The following is a 15,571-nucleotide window of genomic DNA, read 5'->3' on the forward strand; positions in this document are numbered from 1 at the left end:
ACTGAAAGGAACAAGCATGCTCACCCACCCGACCCTCGACCTGCTGCACAAACTCGGCCTGCACGGCATGGCCAAAGCCTTCAAGGACCTCGACGCCCGGCCGGAGGTTGCCGGTTTGGCCCATGGCGAATGGCTGGCTTTATTGCTCGAGCACGAGGCCACGTTGCGACAGCAGAAACGCTTCGAGAGCCGCGCCCGCGCGGCCAAATTGCGCCAGTCCGCCAGCGTCGAGGATGTCGATTACCGCGCCCCGCGCGGCCTCGACCGGGCACAGTTCCTGAAACTCGCCAGCTGTGACTGGGTGCGCGCCCGGCATAATCTGCTCATTACCGGCCCCTGCGGGGTCGGCAAAAGCTGGCTGGCCTGCGCGCTGGGCCAGAAGGCTTGCCGCGAGGATCTCTCGACCGCCTATCACCGGGTGTCGCGGCTGTTCTCTGCCCTGGCGCTGGCCCGCGCCGATGGCCGTTACGCCAGAACACTGCGCCAGATCGCCAGGCTCGACCTGTTGATTTTGGACGATTGGGGCCCCGAGACCCTGAACGCGGACCAACGCCGCGATCTGCTGGAAATTATCGATGACCGCCACGAGATGCGCTCCGTCATCATCACCAGCCAAGTGCCGGTCGAGCGCTGGTACGAAATCATCGGCGATCCCACCATCGCCGACGCCATCCTCGACCGCCTCGTCCACAACGCCTACCGCATCGAACTCACCGGCGAGAGCCTCCGTAAAAAGCGCGATCCGGCACCGGCCCACGCCCGAACTTGACCCAAAACAAGGACACGATAATCATTCAACCAGACCCAACCGAAGACGCTCAGGTGGCCGGCTTCAAATCGGAACCCCGGCCGGCTTCAGTTCGGAAGCAGTGGCCGGCTTCAAGTTGGAATGCATGGCCGACTTCATCGGAATCCGCAGCTGGAGTTGCGACTACAGGCCACCCGGACCAAAACCATGCGAGCCGGATGGGCAAGGTTCGCCTCAATGGCCGCAGGCTTCGTCCTCGCTACCCCCTCAAATGCGTGAATCCCGTAGGTACAGCGCATCTGGGAGGTGGCGCGCCGCTCACGCCTCGCGGCGTTCTGGCCGGAAATGGGCGAGATCTGACGCGCGAGAGGTTAGCAGCGGCTCAGTTAATAATCGACCGCTACGTTTTTCGCTTGTTCGTTGAGATTTTCGAAGAAGCGATACATGCGCACGGCGTAATCCGTCCATTGGTCCCAGGCCACCGGATTCTGCCGGGCGCGGAACTCGAAGATGATGCCGGGTTTGGGGCCGGACGGGGTTGGGATGAGGTCGGTGCGCTGGCCGAGGCCGCCGAGGCCGCGCAGGCGATGGCCTACCCCGGCGGTATCGCGATAGATCGGGTTGTTGACAGGATGGAACGCGCCGATCTTATGCGCCTCGGCGGTGAGCAGATCGCGGCCGCGGGTCATCTCCAGAAGCCAGGCCCGGCGCGTGATGGGAAGCGTCACGCGCTGCCCCGGCCCGAGCTGGCTCTGGTCGGAAATCTCGTAGCCGATCAGCGGCTGGTTGGGATTGGCGCCGCCGCCGAAGCCGGCGACATTGGCCATCACCGTGGTGCAGATGTAACTGACCCAGTGCAGGGGGTTTTGCCGATAATGATCGCGCTCGGCCTGCGGCAGGGTCGCGAAGATGCCGGCGAAATTCGTTCTCGCCATGACGACCATGAGATATTTGGCTGCCTTTATCGGCGTATTCGGCGCCGGCGGGGTGCCGCGTTTGATATAGGTCGCAATCAGGCTCACGAGGCCGCGCAGCTTTGCGCTCGGGACGTGCCCCGGCCAGTTCGGATCCTGCAAAGCAGCGGGAGGCAGCCGGACAGAGGCGAATACCCCCGCATATTGCTGGGCCGAGCCGCCGAAAAACTGAGTCGTCGCATTCCGGTTGGGGTTTGCGAGCACGCGCACGAGCTTGCGATAGCGGGCCAGGAGGACGCCCGCCGAAACTTGGGGAATGGCGCTGATGGGCTGGTTTTGCGTATAGATCACGAAGCGCGGGGTCGCCGGGATGTGGCCGGCGAAATCGGTGTTGCGGAGCTGGGCCTGCCCGCGCATCCCATTCATCCTGCTGACGAAGGCCTCGAGGATGCGCATACGCGCGCGGACGCTCCCTTCGCCCTGCGCATTCTCGTCCACGGGTTTGACGACGAACTCGATCTCGCGGCCGTCGATGGTCATGTCCCAGCCGGTGGTCCGCTTGAGGGTAAACCCCTTGGAGAAGAGTGGCGGCGTTGCCTGGCCAGGAGGGATCGGTGCGTCTTTGTAGATTTGCCAGTTGGTTGCGAATTCGAACCCGACGGCCATGGCGTGGTCCCTCCTCGTTCTGCGTCGTGCTTTGCAGATCTTCGTCGTATTGTCTGCATTCCTTCGGCCGTGGCACCGCGCCGGCGCTTTTCGATCGCGGCAAGTCAATACCACGAAAGGTTGAATGTGTCGACGCGCATCTCTATGGTCCGCTGAGGCGGGACTGGCGGTTCGCCGCGCTTTGCGGCCGCGGTGCGTGGGAGGGGTGCACGGCATGATGGTGCCGGGAGGGTTGACGTGCGGCGCAATCGGCACACCGCAACACCGGGCCGCGGCACGCGCGATGGCGGGCGTCATTACGACGTTGTGGCTACTGTTCGTTGCACCGGCGCCGGCGCGGAGCCAGCCTGATTGCGATACCGCCATCTTTACGGCTGAGCGTGATGCGGCTCTGCCCAGCGGGCTGCTCGCGGCCATTGCCGTCCGGGAATCCGGCCGCCCGGGGCCGGGCGGCGTGCTCGCACCGTGGCCGTGGACGATCAATGCCGAGGGCAATGGGCGTTTTTTCGCCACCGAAAATGAGGCCATCGAGGCCGTGCAGGCTCTGGAAATGCGCGGCGTGCGCTCGATCGATGTCGGATGCCTGCAGGTCAATCTGCGACACCATGCCCACGCCTTCGCCTCGCTCGTGCAAGCCTTCGATCCGGCGGTCAATGCCGCTTACGCCGCCCGCTATCTGACCGCATTGTTTGCCGAAACCGGGGATTGGCTGGCCGCCGCCGCCGCCTATCACTCACGCACGCCAGCACTCGGCGCACCATACCGCCAAGCGGTGCTCGCGCTCTGGACCGGCGGCTGGCCGCAGCGGCGCGGGCGCTCAGTGTTGCACCCGTTCGCGCCTTTGCCGCTGGCGGCCGCGGCCGCGGAGGGGGTCGGCGCGGACGCCCTTGCACGCCTGATCGCAGCGACGCCGAATTGCGTTGCGGCGGGGCCGAGCGCCGGCGCCTGGGCGCTGCCAATGCGTGCGGCTGGGTGCGGCGGCTCGCCCTTCGCCTCGGTGTCGTCGCTGCGGCGGGCCCTGGCCAGCGCTGCGGCGCCAAGTGGCGAATTCCCGCCCCCGCCGAAAAACGGGTCATCTGCCCTGCAACCGCCATCGTTTTTACCGACAATTCCGAATACAAATCGCTGGTGACCAATTTTTACTATCTGAAGCGCTCTTTATGATAGAATTTCATCGACATACTTTACACTGGCTGTCGTAATGGCGTATCGTTCGCATTGAAGAGATGCGGTAATGGGGGGATGCCGGTTCAATTGACAAATGGTGCTGTACTGCAATGCAGCTTCGGTGCGGCCCCTGGGGCCTTGCAGGTCTTGCCGACCAACCGCGTCATGGCCAATAGCGCCCCCGCGGCGACCATTATGGACCACGTCCCAATCGTGAATATTCCGTCATTCGGCATGTGTTCCAGCCCTGCCAATCCAACCGTTGCGGCCGCGACCGCGGCGGCGCTTGGTGTGCTCACGCCGATGCCCTGCGTCCCGGCGACCGTGGCGCCGTGGCTGCCGGGCGTGCCGACGGTCCTCGTCGGCGCTCTGCCGGCGGTGAATAATACCTGCAAGCTCATGTGCTTGTGGGCGGGGGTCATTCAGGTCGCCGCGCCCGGCCAGTTCACGGTCATGACTCCCTGACGGTGGCGCGGCCGTGAGCCCTCACCCTCGATGTGTTCGCGTCCGCAGTGGCGCGAGCGCTTGTGCCCCTCGGTACGGCGATCGGCCGGCGGTGGCTTGAATGCGGGCCGCGATCCTCATCGTCTTTGCCAATATCAGTGCTTTTTCTCTGGGCGTGGTGATGGGTGTTTGGCTGTTGGCCGCGCATCCCGGCTGGATGGCCTCCCCCCTGCCGACGCCCACCCTGCCGACACCCACCCTGCCGACACCGGCGCCGCGCGTATCCCCGTCCGCGCTCTCCGCGCCCGCGCCATCGCTGGCGCCTGCTGCGGGCCTGGTCGGCGCTGAGGCGGCCGAACGCCCTGATGCCGCATCGCCGGCGCCGAACGCGCAAGCCGCGCCGCCTACCCCCGCCGCTCTGCCCCTGCCCGGCGCCGCGTCGAGCGCTACCCTGGCCGCCAATCAGGTGGCCGCGCCGAGCCCGCCGCCAGCCGCACCCGCGCCGCTCCCGAGAGCCGACACCGCTCCGCCCGCGCCCGGCACATCCGCCGAGCGGCGCGCGCCACCTTCCGCCAAGGAAGCGACGCCGGCCGCAGCCGGCGCCGGCCGGAACAGCCGCTATCTTTTGCAGGCCGGCGCCTTTCAGGACGAAGCCAACGCGACGCGGCTTGCGGCCGAACTCAAGCGTTTCGGCTATAAAGCCACGATCACGCCGGCGACGTTCGGGGCCAGAACGCTGCTTCTGGTTCGCATCAATGGCTTCGGCGATCGCGCGGCGGTTGCCGAGACCGCGGCCGCGATCCGGAAGCGGATCGGGATTCCGGTGCTCATCGTGAGGGCGGCGCCATGATCGCGCGGCTCTTGGCGTCTTCGGGGGGGCGCTTTCGCGCCCGCGCCGGGCTTAGAAAGCGTGTGATGTTTGGCGGCCATTGCCTCGCGCTTTCGGTTCTGGCCGGGTGTTCGACCCCGTCCTGGCTCTGTCTTGCCCCCTCCGGCCCGAGCCGGGTGACCCTCGTTGCCGATGCCGACGCCAATCGGACCTCGGCGGTGGCCGTCGACCTCCTTTTCATCTCCGACCCGCTCGCCGCCCAGCAGATCGCACCGCTCACGGCGGAGGCGTATTTCAGCCGGCGCGCCCAGTTGGAGCGGGATTTCCCGACAGGCCTCGTCATACGCTCGTGGGAAATCACGCCGGGACAGATTCTGCGGGATGCCGCCGTCCACCCCGATTGCAACCGGGTGCGCACCCTGCTGTTCGCCCGCTATGGCACGCCAGGCGATCACCGGCAGTCTCTCGGCGATGCCGGCAGCGTCGTGGTTTCTCTCAAGCGAGAGGATTTCACGGTATCGCCATGATCAAAAAACCACGATATGCGTTGGGAGATCGCTGTGATTGATGCGCGCTCGATTCCGCCGGCGGTGCAATGGCATGAAGGCATGCTGCTGTCGCCGCAACATTTTCAACAGGCGACGCGGCGCCAAGAGAGCTTGCAGAGCTATATGACCCTGGCCGCGGCGCCCTTTGGCTGGGGCGTGAGCCGCCTCAACATCGACAAGGCGGCATTGGTGGGGCGGGTTTTCGCGGTCACCGAGCTTGAGGCCATCCTCCCCGACGGTCTCGTCGTCACCCATTACGCCCATCTCGACCCTGCGGCGCCGCGGCTTGAGTTCGATCTCGCGCCGTTGCTCGCCGATCCGCGGCCAAAACGGATCGCCGTGCATCTCGCAGTCGCGGCCTCGCCTTCCGGCGCCGGTCAGCATGGCGGCCATCAGCGCTATCGGCAGTTCGAGGACCCCAATGTCCTCGATGAAAACACCGCCGATAACGGCATTGCCATGGCCCGCTATGTGCCGCTGCTCGGTTTGCAGATCACCGAGAGTCCGCAGCACCTGCCCTCTCAGCGCTTCGTCAGCCTGCCGCTCGCGGTGTTGGAATGTGGCCCGCAGGGGCCGGTCCAGATCGATTATGAGCCGCCGCGTTTCCGTCTCGATCAGCAATCCCTGGTGTTTCAGTGTGCGAACCGCGTCTGCGCCGATTTGCGCAGCAAGGCGACCGAATGGGGGGTGCGGTTGAGCGGCGCCCTGGCCGAGGGGCAGGCGGCGGTCGCGAGCGAGAGCGTCACCACGCTCCGCATGATCGCCCGCGGGCTGCCGCGGCTCGATGCGCTACTCGCGACGGCGGCGACGCATCCATTCGATCTCTATCTCGCGCTCTGCGATATCGCCGGCGATTTGTCGGTGATCGGCGGCCAGGTGATGCTGCCGGCCTTCGGCGGCTACCGGCATGTCGAGCTTCTCGGCGCTTTTCAAGCCGTCGCCGGTTACATCGACGCGGCTTTGCGTCAGTTGCGAACACCCTACAGCTCGGTTGCGTTCGAGCATCCCGAGCCCGGTCGCTTCATTCTGGTGATGCGGCCTGAGTATCAACGTGCGGCGAGCCTCGTGATCGGCGCTCGGCTGGGCGCGGGCCAGGATGCCGCCGCGGTGCGGGAATGGTTCGATAGCGCTGTCATCGGCGGCGTCTCGCGGATCGCGGCGATGCGCGACAATGCCGTGATCGGGGCGGCGCGGGAAGCGATCGGCAGTGTGCCCGAACTCGATCTGCTGCCGCCGCCCAACATGGTTCTGTTTCGCGTCTCGACCGAGGCCGGTTTCGTCGCCGCCGGCGACGTGCTGGAAATCAGCCAGACCGCCATGCGCGAACTTGCGGAGCCGGTGGAACTCCGCCTCTTCTACGCGGCGTCGCAAAGCTGATGGCGACGCTCGTTCTGTCGCGCGACGCCGAGACCGCGCTCAGACGCTACAGGGTCTTTTATCGCGAATTATTCCAGATCAAACGCTTGCTGCAGGCCGGCAATTTCGCAACACTGGTCGGCGACGCGGCGGCGTCGGGCATGCTCTCGGGCAGTGTGGGCGAGCAGACGCTGCAGGCGGCGCGGCAGCGATTGCGGACGGCGATCCTCGTCGATGAAGGGCTCGGGGAGGGCGCCGGGGCTGGATTGGCGGCGGGACGGCGGGCCGGGATCAGCCCGGGTTATGTGTGCGCCGCCGTCGCCGATGCGGCGCTGCTCCACGATATCGACTGGCCGGGCCGGAGCGGCTGGGCGGAGACGCCGCTCGAGGTTCTGCTCTATCGCAGCAGGATCGCGGGAGATCGCATTTTCGATGCCGTCGACGATCTCGTCGCCCGACATCGCGAGGACGCCGAGGCAACGGCGCTCACCATCCTGCTTGCGCTTGAGACCGGCTATCGCGGCCGCTATCGCGATAGCGATGACCGCGGTGAGATCGAACGGCTGAAGGCTCGGCTCTATGAATTCGTCTTCCGGATACCGCCCACCGCCGCCTTTCCCCTCAAGGGGCTTGCCGTCGGCGCTGAGGAGGCGCTCGTCAATGCGCGCCCGGTGTCTCTCCCGCCGTTGCGCCCGTGGCTGATGGCGGCCGTCGGGTTGACGGTCGTCTATCTTTTCGTGAGCCTGGCACTTTGGCATGACGGCGTTGCCTCTCTGGTCAGCGATGCCGCGCGGGCCGTCGATCTGCTGCACCAGGTTGTGCCATGACGGGTGCGCTCGCCTTGCCGCCGGCGTTGGCCGATCTGCTGCCGGCGCTCGCCATGGTGTTCGCGGGGGCGCTGGTGTTGGCAACGATCGCCGCGATCCGCCAGTTCCGGCCGAAGCCCCCGTCCATCCCCGCCCCCACGCGCGAAGAGCGGCCGCCGGCGCCAGCGCCGACGGGTTTCCGTGCCGCTGCCGTGCGGCTCGCCGCGCTCCGCGATCCCCATGACGGCATCGCCGGGATTCCGCTCATGGTCACGATCGGCAGCGCGAGCGCCGATCTGCGGCGCTTCATACCGGCGTTGCGGAGCGGCGATCTCGCCCGCGCCGAGCGGGATCTTTTCGTCGGCGACTGCCGGTTCTCGGTCTGCCCCGATGGCGCCGTGGTGAGCTTTGACGACGGGCTGCTGCGGAGCGAACGCGCGGAGGCCCGCTGGGCCGCACTCCTCAAAGGCCTGGCCACCATCCGTGCCGACCGTCCGTTCGACGGTCTGGTCGTCATGCTCGATGCGGGCGCGCTCCATGGCCCCGGGCGCTGGGCCGATGATCGGATCCTGGCCCTCGGGGAGCGGCTCCATCAGTTGATCTGGATGGCGCAGCGCGCCGGCGGATGGCGGGTGCCGATCTATCTCGTGCTCACCGGATGTGAGTGCCTTACCGGGTTTACGGCGACCCTTGAGGCGATGATGAGGGAAGCGCCGCTCATCCAACAGGCGCCGTTCGGCTGGACGGTTCCCTATGCGCTCGAGAGTATGTTCGAGCGTCGGTGGGTGCAAAACGGGATCGACGCCCTGGTCTCGCGCCTCTCTCTGGCGCAGGCGCCATTGCTCGTCCGCGCCACCGAAACCGCGGCGGCGGAGCAGATCCTATTATTTCCCGAGGCCGTCGCCGCGCTGGAAGAGCCGCTCGCGCAAGTACTGACGCCGATGCTGCAGCCGAGTGCCTATCACGAGGCGTTCATGTTTCGTGGTTTCTACTTGACGGGCGGCGCGACGCCGGATGGCGGCACCGAGCCTGCGGCCTTCGCTGCCAAACTGTTTCACGACAGGATTTTCCCCGAACACACCCTCGCGCAGCCAGCCCTCGGGGCGACGACGCGGCGGCGGCGCCAGATCCGCATGGCGCAGGCGGGTCTCGCCGCGCTCGCGATGCTGATGGCGATCGGCCTTGCCGTCATTGAGCGCAAGCAAAGCGCCATCGCCTCGGTGCAGCCTCTGGTCGCGGCCAGTCTCGACATCGCTTCCGAGGTGAGCGTGAAAGGCATTCCGGACCTCGCCGAGCGGGCCGCCGTGACCCGAAAACTGCTCGGCGCCATGAGCGGCGTCGGCGTCAACAGCATCGAATCCGTCTGGGCGCCGCTCTCTTTGCTGAGCGGGGCCGATAATACCGTGACCGCTGCGATCCGCGGCGCCTATGAACATGTCATCCTGCGCGAGGTTCGCGGCCGGCTCGCGAGCGGCGAAGCGGTGTTGCCGGGCAATTTCGACGCGCGCGCGGTGGCGGCCTGCGCCGGGTCATCGGCGCCGTCGGCCAATGGCGTGCCAGCAAGCGGTGTGCCAGCCGACGGCATCGCGCAGATGCAGCAGATCGTCGCGCGGCTTGCGCAATATCCGCAGCAGATCACCTTCTATCATCAGCTCAGAAACCACCCGGAGATCGATGCTCTCAAGCGATTGCTCGGGTTTTCCCTTGCGGTCGCACTACCGGATTCATTTGAGACAGACAATTATCTCTACCTCGTCGCTCTGAAACAGGCGCAGTTTCCGCCATTGTCGATGCCGCGATTGCGCGAGAATATCGGCCGGATCCTGGCCTGCCCGTTCGCGAACGCGCTCGCCAGCGCCTATGGCGCCAACCCGCTTGCGCGTGCGGTGGCCAGGGTCGTTGAGGCGAGCCGCGGGATGTCGCCATCACCCTCCTGGCAGGGGGCTGCCGATCACATCCGCGCGCTTGGCGAAGCGCTGCGTGCGGCGGAGACGGAAGCAGCGCAAGGCAAGCATGCATGGCTGATCGACGAGACCGAAATCGCCCCCATCGCCGCGATCCTCGCGCAATTGCGTGGCCTGGCATCGTCGTCGGAAAGCGCGGGTCAGGATACCGTCCCGATCGATCCGGAGACGGTGGCGGCGTTTGCCAAACAGGCCGCGAGCGCCGCCACCGATGCGAGATCGTCGCTGCTCGCGGCAACCGTGTTCGGCGGCACCAAGGTTCTCGCCGTCGAAGGCGGCGCGGTGACGCTTTCGCCCCCGCTCGTCGCTATCCGCAAGACGATCGACGCCCTGCTGTCGCTGCCACTGATGACCACTGTCGCGCCGCCAGCCGATCTCGGGCGGGCGCTCGCGGCCGGTTTGCCGCCGGTTTGGGACGACGGCGATTTGCGCATGTTGCAGCCGATCTCAGAGGGTTTTCTAGTTTTCGTCGCGCAGTCTCTGGCCAATGAGCCGGCGCTTTTTCAGGCGCAGGTGTTGGCCGCCGGCGGCGAGCAGCTTGCAAGGCTGCTCGCGGGCGCGATGGTCGCCCCGAACGCCGGGGCGGCGGCGTCTGGCGGCGCGGCGGCGCTCCATGCCGACATTGCCCATTTCGCGGAAGCGGCGCCGGTGCTCGCCAATATGCGCGAGGCGCTGCGTGCGACCGGGCAGATCGCGAATGCCGCCCGCATCGACCAGCTCATTGCCGAGCAGGCGGTCGGCCTGCTGGCCCGCGTCGATGCCATTCTGCTTTCGGCCGATCCCTATCAGCTCGCCGATCGCAGCCTCTCCTTCTGGACCGGCGCGCCGCCGCTGGCCGCGCCCGCTTTTGGCGCGTCATCGCTCGCCGATCTCGTCGGCACGCTGCCCGCGCGCCGCGACTATGTCGAGACGCTGGCGCGCGATTATGCCGCGCCGCTGATCAATTATCTCGCGCAGAGCGCGGCATTGCTCGCCGGTAATCAGCGGGCGCTGCAAGAACGCTGGCAAGGCATCATCGCGACACTCGACCGCTATCATGCCAACGATCCCGCCAATGCCCTGAGCCAGCTCGAACAATTCATCGCCGCGGATATGGACCAAATCGATCTCGCCAATTGCCGCCAGCGGCTCGCAGGTGGTGGTGGTGGCAACTGGTTTGCAGACCAGCTCGGCACCATCCGCAATGCCGTCGCCCGGCGCTGCGCCAGCGTCTCCTACAGCGATCTGGTCGCGCAATACGGCGAACTCGCGACGGCGTTCAATCGCGATCTCGCCGGGCGCTTCCCGTTCGGCGATGCCGCCGCGCCGGACGCGTTCGCGGGTGACGTGAAGCGTTTCTTCGACCGTTTCGGCCCCGATCTCGCAACTCTCGCAACGCGGCTCGCGGCAACCCCCGCCTATGCCCGCACCGGCGCCGATGCGTTCGTTGCCAGCCTGGTTGCCGCACAAGCCGCTCTCGCCCCCATGCTCTTCAATCCCGCGCCGGACGCGCCGCTGACCTATGAGGTCGCGGTCGATTTCCGCACCAATGCGGGCAGCGACCCGGGCGCCGATCAGGTCGCCGAGGCCTCGCTGCAATTCGGCCAGCAGACCTTGTCCTCGTTCGCGGCGCCCGCTGTTTTCGCCTGGAGTAATGGCCAGCCGGCGACGATCGCCGTGCGCTGGGCGACGAATGCGCCGAGCATTCCCGCCGGCGGCGGTGTGCCGAACCCTTCGGTGAACGGTCTCGTCGCATCTTACCGGTTCGGCGGCGCCTGGGCGCTGCTGCGGCTGATCACGACGCTCGCGCCGCCGCCAGGCGTGCTCATGCAGCTTTCCGATCGGCGGCCGGAGGCCATCGGCTTGCAGATCAACCTCAAGCCCAATCCGGCTGCGGCCACCGGCGGCGATACCCGTGTTGCGGTCGCACGCCTTTTCATGCGGATCGGGTTGACCGCGATCATCCACGTGCCGGGCGCGCCCGACAAGCGTGTGCCCGTTCTGCTCCCGGTCTTTCCGACCGCAGCCCCGTTGCCGCCGCCGCCGTCACTCTCGTCACCGATGAGCGCGCCGCGCGCTCTGCCAAAAGCCGCGGGCTAGCTTATGTGTTTCACCTGATCAGGAGATTGTTCATTCCAAAATCAGAAGACATTTCTGATATCGATGCTCTGCTCGCCCCGATCCCGGGGCCGGCGCGCACGGGTGTGGATCTGCGGTGGGATCCGGTCTATCGCGAGATCGCCGAGGCGAGCCGCGATGAGAACCCGCAATTGCCGCAAGGGGTCTGGGCGCGCGACATCAAACGCGCCGATTGGGCGGAGGTCGAGCGTTTGTGCCGCGGCGTGCTCCGCGAGCGCAGCAAGGATTTGCTGGTCGCCGGCCGGCTCACCGAGGCGATCACGCACCGCCAGGGCTTTGCCGGCATGGCATCTGGCTTGCGTCTCGTGCATCTACTCTGTGAGCAGTTCTGGCCGGATCTCCATCCCGCCATCGATGACGGCGACCTCGCGCCGCGGCTTGCACCGTTCGAGTGGATGAACACCCGGTTCTCGACGCTGCTTCGCAGCCTCCCTCTGGTCCGCGGCCAGGATAGCGAGCAGAAAGCCTATACCTGGACCGATTACGCCAATGCCCAGCTTCTTGAAAGCCTGCGCCAACGTGATCCGAAATCGGTCGATCGGTCCGAGGCCGCGGGGGCGGTGACGATGGCGATGTTTGCGGCGATGTGTGAGCGGACGGAGAGTCTGTTCTGGCAGCAAAACATCGCCGCCCTCGATGATAGCCGCAGGGCTCTTGCCGCTCTCGATACGGTTCTCGAAGCGCGTTGCGGCCGCGATGCGCCGGGCTTGGGCGCGATCGGCAATGCGATCACCGATATCCTCAATCTCACCGAACTATGGCTTGCCAAGCGGCAGTCGGCGCCGGCGCTGTCTGCGCCACGCGAAAACCCGCCTCCAGCGCCTTCTCCCTCGGCGCCGCCCGCGCCCGCTCCGTCTGCTGCGCCGCAGGCTGCGGGTGCCATCGCCTCGCGCGAGGACGCTTATGCCCGCCTTGCCGCGATCGCCGATTTCCTGCAACGCACCGAGCCGCACAGCCCGGTGCCCTATCTGCTCCATTGCGCCGTCTCGTGGGGCGATTTGACCTTCGCACAACTGATCGCCCTGTTTTCGAGCGCCGGCCTCGATATTGCGCAGGTCTTCGACCTTCTCGGCATGGCGGCAATGGTTGGTCCGGAGATGATGGACGATGGAGACGGCGGCAAATAATCCGCCAATCGGAGGAGTCGAGCCCTGAGGAACGTTAGTTTTTCGTTACATCACAGCAAAAAAATTAACGTAATGGGGTGCCGCACCTGTCGTCGAAACCCTCACATGCCAGTAATCCTTCAGTTGCCTAGAATAATAGGCGTTTTTTCTGGACAGACAGGGTTTCGTTGGTGCTAAATGGCATTGGATTTTTGCGTCCATGGGGGGATCATGTCCGAGAGCAAGCAGCAGGTTCTTTCGCGGGTTCGCCCGCCGCGCGTGCAGATCACGTACGATGTCGAAACACTCGGCTCCATCCAGAAGAAGGAACTGCCATTCATCGTCGGCATTCTCGCCGATCTCTCCGGCAAGCCGGAAAACCCCCTGCCACGGCTCAAGGAACGGAAATTCGTTGAGATAGACAGAGATAATTTCGACGATGTGATGGGTGCCATAGCCCCCCGGCTCGCCTTCCAGGTGGCGAATAAATTGCAGCCCGATTCGAACGAAATGATCAGTGTTCTGCTTTCTCTCAAGAAAATGGGGGATTTCAGCCCCGATCAGATCGTGCAACAAATTCCAGCTCTGAAGAAATTGTTTGACGCTCGCTCCAGACTCAACGATCTGCTCGCCAAGCTCGATGGTAATGATGATCTCGACGGTCTCCTCGGCCAAGTGTTGGCTGACACCGCCGAGCAAGCCAAGCTGCGCGAGGATCTGAAAGCGTCGTCGGCTGCTAATCCGGCGTCGCCGCCGGAAGGTGGGGCGCCAACGGAAACGCCGGCCGGCTGACAGGTTCGCATCCGCAGAAAATTGAGATCGCGTTTGGATCTGGCCCGTTTGGATTTAGGAGGAATGTCGTGGCTCTCGAACCAGAATCATCCACTGCCTCGGCCCCGGCCACGTTGCTCGATCGCATTCTCGACGAGGGCCGGCTGGTCCGCGATCCCGATCCCGCCATGCGGTTGGCGGCGCGGGGGCTGGTTGAGGAATTTGCCAGCCGCGTGGTCGAGCAGACCGGCACCACCAGCCTCGATGTGACACAGCGGATTCAGTTCTGTATCGCCGAACTCGATGATTTGATCAGCGCGCAGTTGAACGAGGTCATGCATCACGAGGCATTCCAGCGCCTCGAGGCATCGTGGCGGGGACTGCATGACCTGGTCATGAATACCGAGACCGGCACGCGGCTGAAGCTGCGGCTGCTGAACGTGAGCAAGGCGGATCTCGCGAAAGATCTGAAGAACGCCATCGAGTTCGACCAAAGCGCTCTGTTCAAGAAGGTCTACGAGGACGAATACGGCACGTTCGGCGGCAATCCCTATAGCATGCTGGTTGGCGATTACGAGTTCGGGCCCGGCGCCGAAGACATGCTGCTGCTGACACGTATCTCGAATGTCGCGGCGGCGGCGCATGCGCCGTTTATCACGGCGGCCGCGCCGGCGATGTTCTTTCTCGACTCATTTACTGAGCTTTCGGCGCCGCGCGATCTCGCGAAAATTTTCGAAAGCAGCGATTTTGCCGATTGGCGTGCCTTCCGGGCGAGCGAGGATAGCCGCTATACCGCTCTCGTGCTGCCGCGGGTCTTGCAGCGCTTGCCCTACGGCCCCAACACTGTCCCGGTCGAAGGCATCTCGTTTGTCGAGGACGTGGACGGCACCGACCATAAGAAATATCTCTGGGGGAATGCGGCCTACAAGCTCGCACACCGCATCGTCAGCGCCTTTGCCGTCTATGGCTGGACGGCGGCGATCCGGGGCGTCGAAGGCGGCGGCAAGGTCGAAGGATTGCCGGCACATAGTTTCTCCACCCCGGAAGGCGACAGGGTGCTGAAATGCCCGACCGAGGTTGCGATCACGGATCGGCGCGAAAAGGAACTGAACGATCTCGGCTTCATCGCGCTTCTCCACCACAAGGGTGAGAATTTTGCCGCTTTCTTCGGCGGACAGACATCACAAAAGCCCAAACTCTACGTCTCCGAGGCGGCAAACGCCAATGCCCGGCTGTCGGCGATGCTGCCTTATGTTTTGACATCGTCACGATTTGCCCACTACATCAAGGTCATCATGCGCGACAAGATCGGCAGCTTCATGACCAAGGAAAACGTCCAGGCATTCCTCAATCTTTGGATAGGCGAGTATGTCCTTGGCAAGGACGATGCCGGGCAGGTTCTGAAGGCGCGCTTCCCGCTCCGAGAGGCGCGGGTCGATGTCTTCGATACACCCGGCAAGCCCGGCGTCTACACAGCGACAGTGTTTTTGCGGCCACATTTCCAATTGGAAGAGCTCACCGCATCCATTCGTCTGGTCGCCGAGCTTCCGCCTCCGGTCGCCGCCTGACGTCGGTTCGGCCGCCAGTTTCAACCTTTGAGTCAGGACCCGTTTCATGGCCACAAATCTTTTCCTCAAGTTCGAGGAGCCGGAGATCAAGGGCGAATCCGGCGACAGCAACCACAAGGAAGAAATCCAGGTTCTCTCCTGGAGCCACAGCTTCAATCAGCCGACCAGCCCAACCCGGAGTTCCGCCGGCGGCGGCACCGTCGAGCAGGCCAATCATAGCGATTTCACGTTTAGTAAATACGTCGATGCCGCGACCGATGATCTGCTGAAATATTGCTGGAGCGGCAAACAGATCGGCAAAGGCACCTTCACCGCCTATCGCGCCGATGGCGACAACAAGCCGGTGAAATATCTTGAAATTGTCATGGAGAAAATAATCATCTCCAATGTCAGCTTTGGCGGCGGCGCCGGCGATCTGGCGAGCGAATCCGTCACCCTCGCCTATGGCAAAGTCACCTACACCTATATACCGCAGAAAGTAGATGATGGCACCGGCGGCGGTGCCCAGCCGGTTCATCACGATCTTATCGGGCAAGAGGTGGGCTGATCACGGGGGGCCGTAACGC

13 protein-coding genes are annotated in these 15,571 nt (G+C 65.0%); 12 read left to right on the forward strand and 1 reads right to left on the reverse strand.

The genetic code is table 11. The features are described from left to right. Positions 1-16 precede the first annotated feature (16 nt). Complete coding sequence (gene istB / locus DEF76_RS15945; protein ID WP_114912091.1) at positions 17-769, forward strand: IS21-like element helper ATPase IstB; 753 nt, start codon at positions 17-19, stop codon at positions 767-769. A gap of 365 nt (positions 770-1,134) precedes the next feature. Here istB and DEF76_RS15950 read toward each other — a convergent pair whose 3' ends face one another. Beyond that, a complete protein-coding gene (locus DEF76_RS15950; RefSeq protein ID WP_162800701.1) occupies positions 1,135-2,625 on the reverse strand; it encodes a hypothetical protein in 1,491 nt (496 codons plus the stop codon). Between DEF76_RS15950 and DEF76_RS15955 the strand changes: the two genes are divergently transcribed. The 11 genes from DEF76_RS15955 to DEF76_RS16005 all read left to right on the forward strand — a co-directional run bounded on the left by DEF76_RS15955 (position 2,612) and on the right by DEF76_RS16005 (position 15,552). After that, positions 2,612-3,460 carry a transglycosylase SLT domain-containing protein gene (locus DEF76_RS15955; RefSeq protein WP_162800702.1) on the forward strand — a complete coding sequence of 283 codons (849 nt, stop codon included), beginning with the start codon at positions 2,612-2,614 and terminating at the stop codon, positions 3,458-3,460. The genes DEF76_RS15950 and DEF76_RS15955 overlap by 14 nt on opposite strands. A gap of 110 nt (positions 3,461-3,570) precedes the next feature. After that, positions 3,571-3,960 (forward strand): DUF4280 domain-containing protein, encoded by a 390-nt coding sequence (locus DEF76_RS15960; protein ID WP_114913140.1) that lies wholly within the window; start codon positions 3,571-3,573, stop codon positions 3,958-3,960. 100 nt (positions 3,961-4,060) lie between these two features. Further along, positions 4,061-4,789, forward strand: a complete 729-nt coding sequence (locus tag DEF76_RS15965; RefSeq protein ID WP_114913141.1) for an SPOR domain-containing protein — start codon at positions 4,061-4,063, stop codon at positions 4,787-4,789. Beyond that, positions 4,786-5,295: a hypothetical protein gene (locus DEF76_RS15970; RefSeq protein ID WP_114913142.1), complete on the forward strand. Its 510-nt coding sequence runs from the start codon at positions 4,786-4,788 to the stop codon at positions 5,293-5,295. Before DEF76_RS15965 ends, DEF76_RS15970 begins: the two co-directional genes overlap by 4 nt. A 33-nt stretch (positions 5,296-5,328) precedes the next feature. After that, the gene (tssK, locus tag DEF76_RS15975) at positions 5,329-6,693 is read left to right on the forward strand and encodes a type VI secretion system baseplate subunit TssK (protein WP_162800703.1); all 1,365 of its coding nucleotides are present in this window, start codon (positions 5,329-5,331) and stop codon (positions 6,691-6,693) included. Beyond that, complete coding sequence (locus tag DEF76_RS15980; RefSeq protein WP_114913144.1) at positions 6,693-7,499, forward strand: DotU family type IV/VI secretion system protein; 807 nt, start codon at positions 6,693-6,695, stop codon at positions 7,497-7,499. The genes tssK and DEF76_RS15980 overlap by 1 nt, the downstream gene beginning before the upstream one ends. Next, positions 7,496-11,521: a type VI secretion system protein gene (locus DEF76_RS15985; protein WP_114913145.1), complete on the forward strand. Its 4,026-nt coding sequence runs from the start codon at positions 7,496-7,498 to the stop codon at positions 11,519-11,521. The genes DEF76_RS15980 and DEF76_RS15985 overlap by 4 nt, the downstream gene beginning before the upstream one ends. 5 nt (positions 11,522-11,526) lie before the next feature. Further along, on the forward strand, positions 11,527-12,687 hold the full coding sequence (gene tssA, locus DEF76_RS15990; protein ID WP_275895690.1) for a type VI secretion system protein TssA: 1,161 nt from the start codon (positions 11,527-11,529) through the stop codon (positions 12,685-12,687). A gap of 210 nt (positions 12,688-12,897) precedes the next feature. Next, positions 12,898-13,458: a type VI secretion system contractile sheath small subunit gene (tssB, locus tag DEF76_RS15995; protein WP_114913941.1), complete on the forward strand. Its 561-nt coding sequence runs from the start codon at positions 12,898-12,900 to the stop codon at positions 13,456-13,458. A 68-nt stretch (positions 13,459-13,526) separates the two neighbouring features. After that, positions 13,527-15,005: a type VI secretion system contractile sheath large subunit gene (tssC, locus tag DEF76_RS16000; protein WP_114913147.1), complete on the forward strand. Its 1,479-nt coding sequence runs from the start codon at positions 13,527-13,529 to the stop codon at positions 15,003-15,005. A 46-nt stretch (positions 15,006-15,051) separates the two neighbouring features. Then, complete coding sequence (locus DEF76_RS16005; protein ID WP_114913148.1) at positions 15,052-15,552, forward strand: Hcp family type VI secretion system effector; 501 nt, start codon at positions 15,052-15,054, stop codon at positions 15,550-15,552. Positions 15,553-15,571: the final 19 nt, after the last annotated feature.

Source organism: Acidibrevibacterium fodinaquatile (assembly GCF_003352165.1).
GTDB lineage: Bacteria > Pseudomonadota > Alphaproteobacteria > Acetobacterales > Acetobacteraceae > Acidibrevibacterium > Acidibrevibacterium fodinaquatile.

Coding starts and splice junctions, on each gene's coding strand:
- istB (WP_114912091.1), top strand. CDS start 17: ATGCTCACCCACCCGACCCTCGACCTGCTGCACAAACTCGGCCTGCAC.
- DEF76_RS15955 (WP_162800702.1), top strand. CDS start 2,612: ATGGCGGGCGTCATTACGACGTTGTGGCTACTGTTCGTTGCACCGGCG.
- DEF76_RS15950 (WP_162800701.1), bottom strand. CDS start 2,625: ATGACGCCCGCCATCGCGCGTGCCGCGGCCCGGTGTTGCGGTGTGCCG.
- DEF76_RS15960 (WP_114913140.1), top strand. CDS start 3,571: ATGCCGGTTCAATTGACAAATGGTGCTGTACTGCAATGCAGCTTCGGT.
- DEF76_RS15965 (WP_114913141.1), top strand. CDS start 4,061: ATGCGGGCCGCGATCCTCATCGTCTTTGCCAATATCAGTGCTTTTTCT.
- DEF76_RS15970 (WP_114913142.1), top strand. CDS start 4,786: ATGATCGCGCGGCTCTTGGCGTCTTCGGGGGGGCGCTTTCGCGCCCGC.
- DEF76_RS15980 (WP_114913144.1), top strand. CDS start 6,693: ATGGCGACGCTCGTTCTGTCGCGCGACGCCGAGACCGCGCTCAGACGC.
- DEF76_RS15985 (WP_114913145.1), top strand. CDS start 7,496: ATGACGGGTGCGCTCGCCTTGCCGCCGGCGTTGGCCGATCTGCTGCCG.
- tssB (WP_114913941.1), top strand. CDS start 12,898: ATGTCCGAGAGCAAGCAGCAGGTTCTTTCGCGGGTTCGCCCGCCGCGC.
- DEF76_RS16005 (WP_114913148.1), top strand. CDS start 15,052: ATGGCCACAAATCTTTTCCTCAAGTTCGAGGAGCCGGAGATCAAGGGC.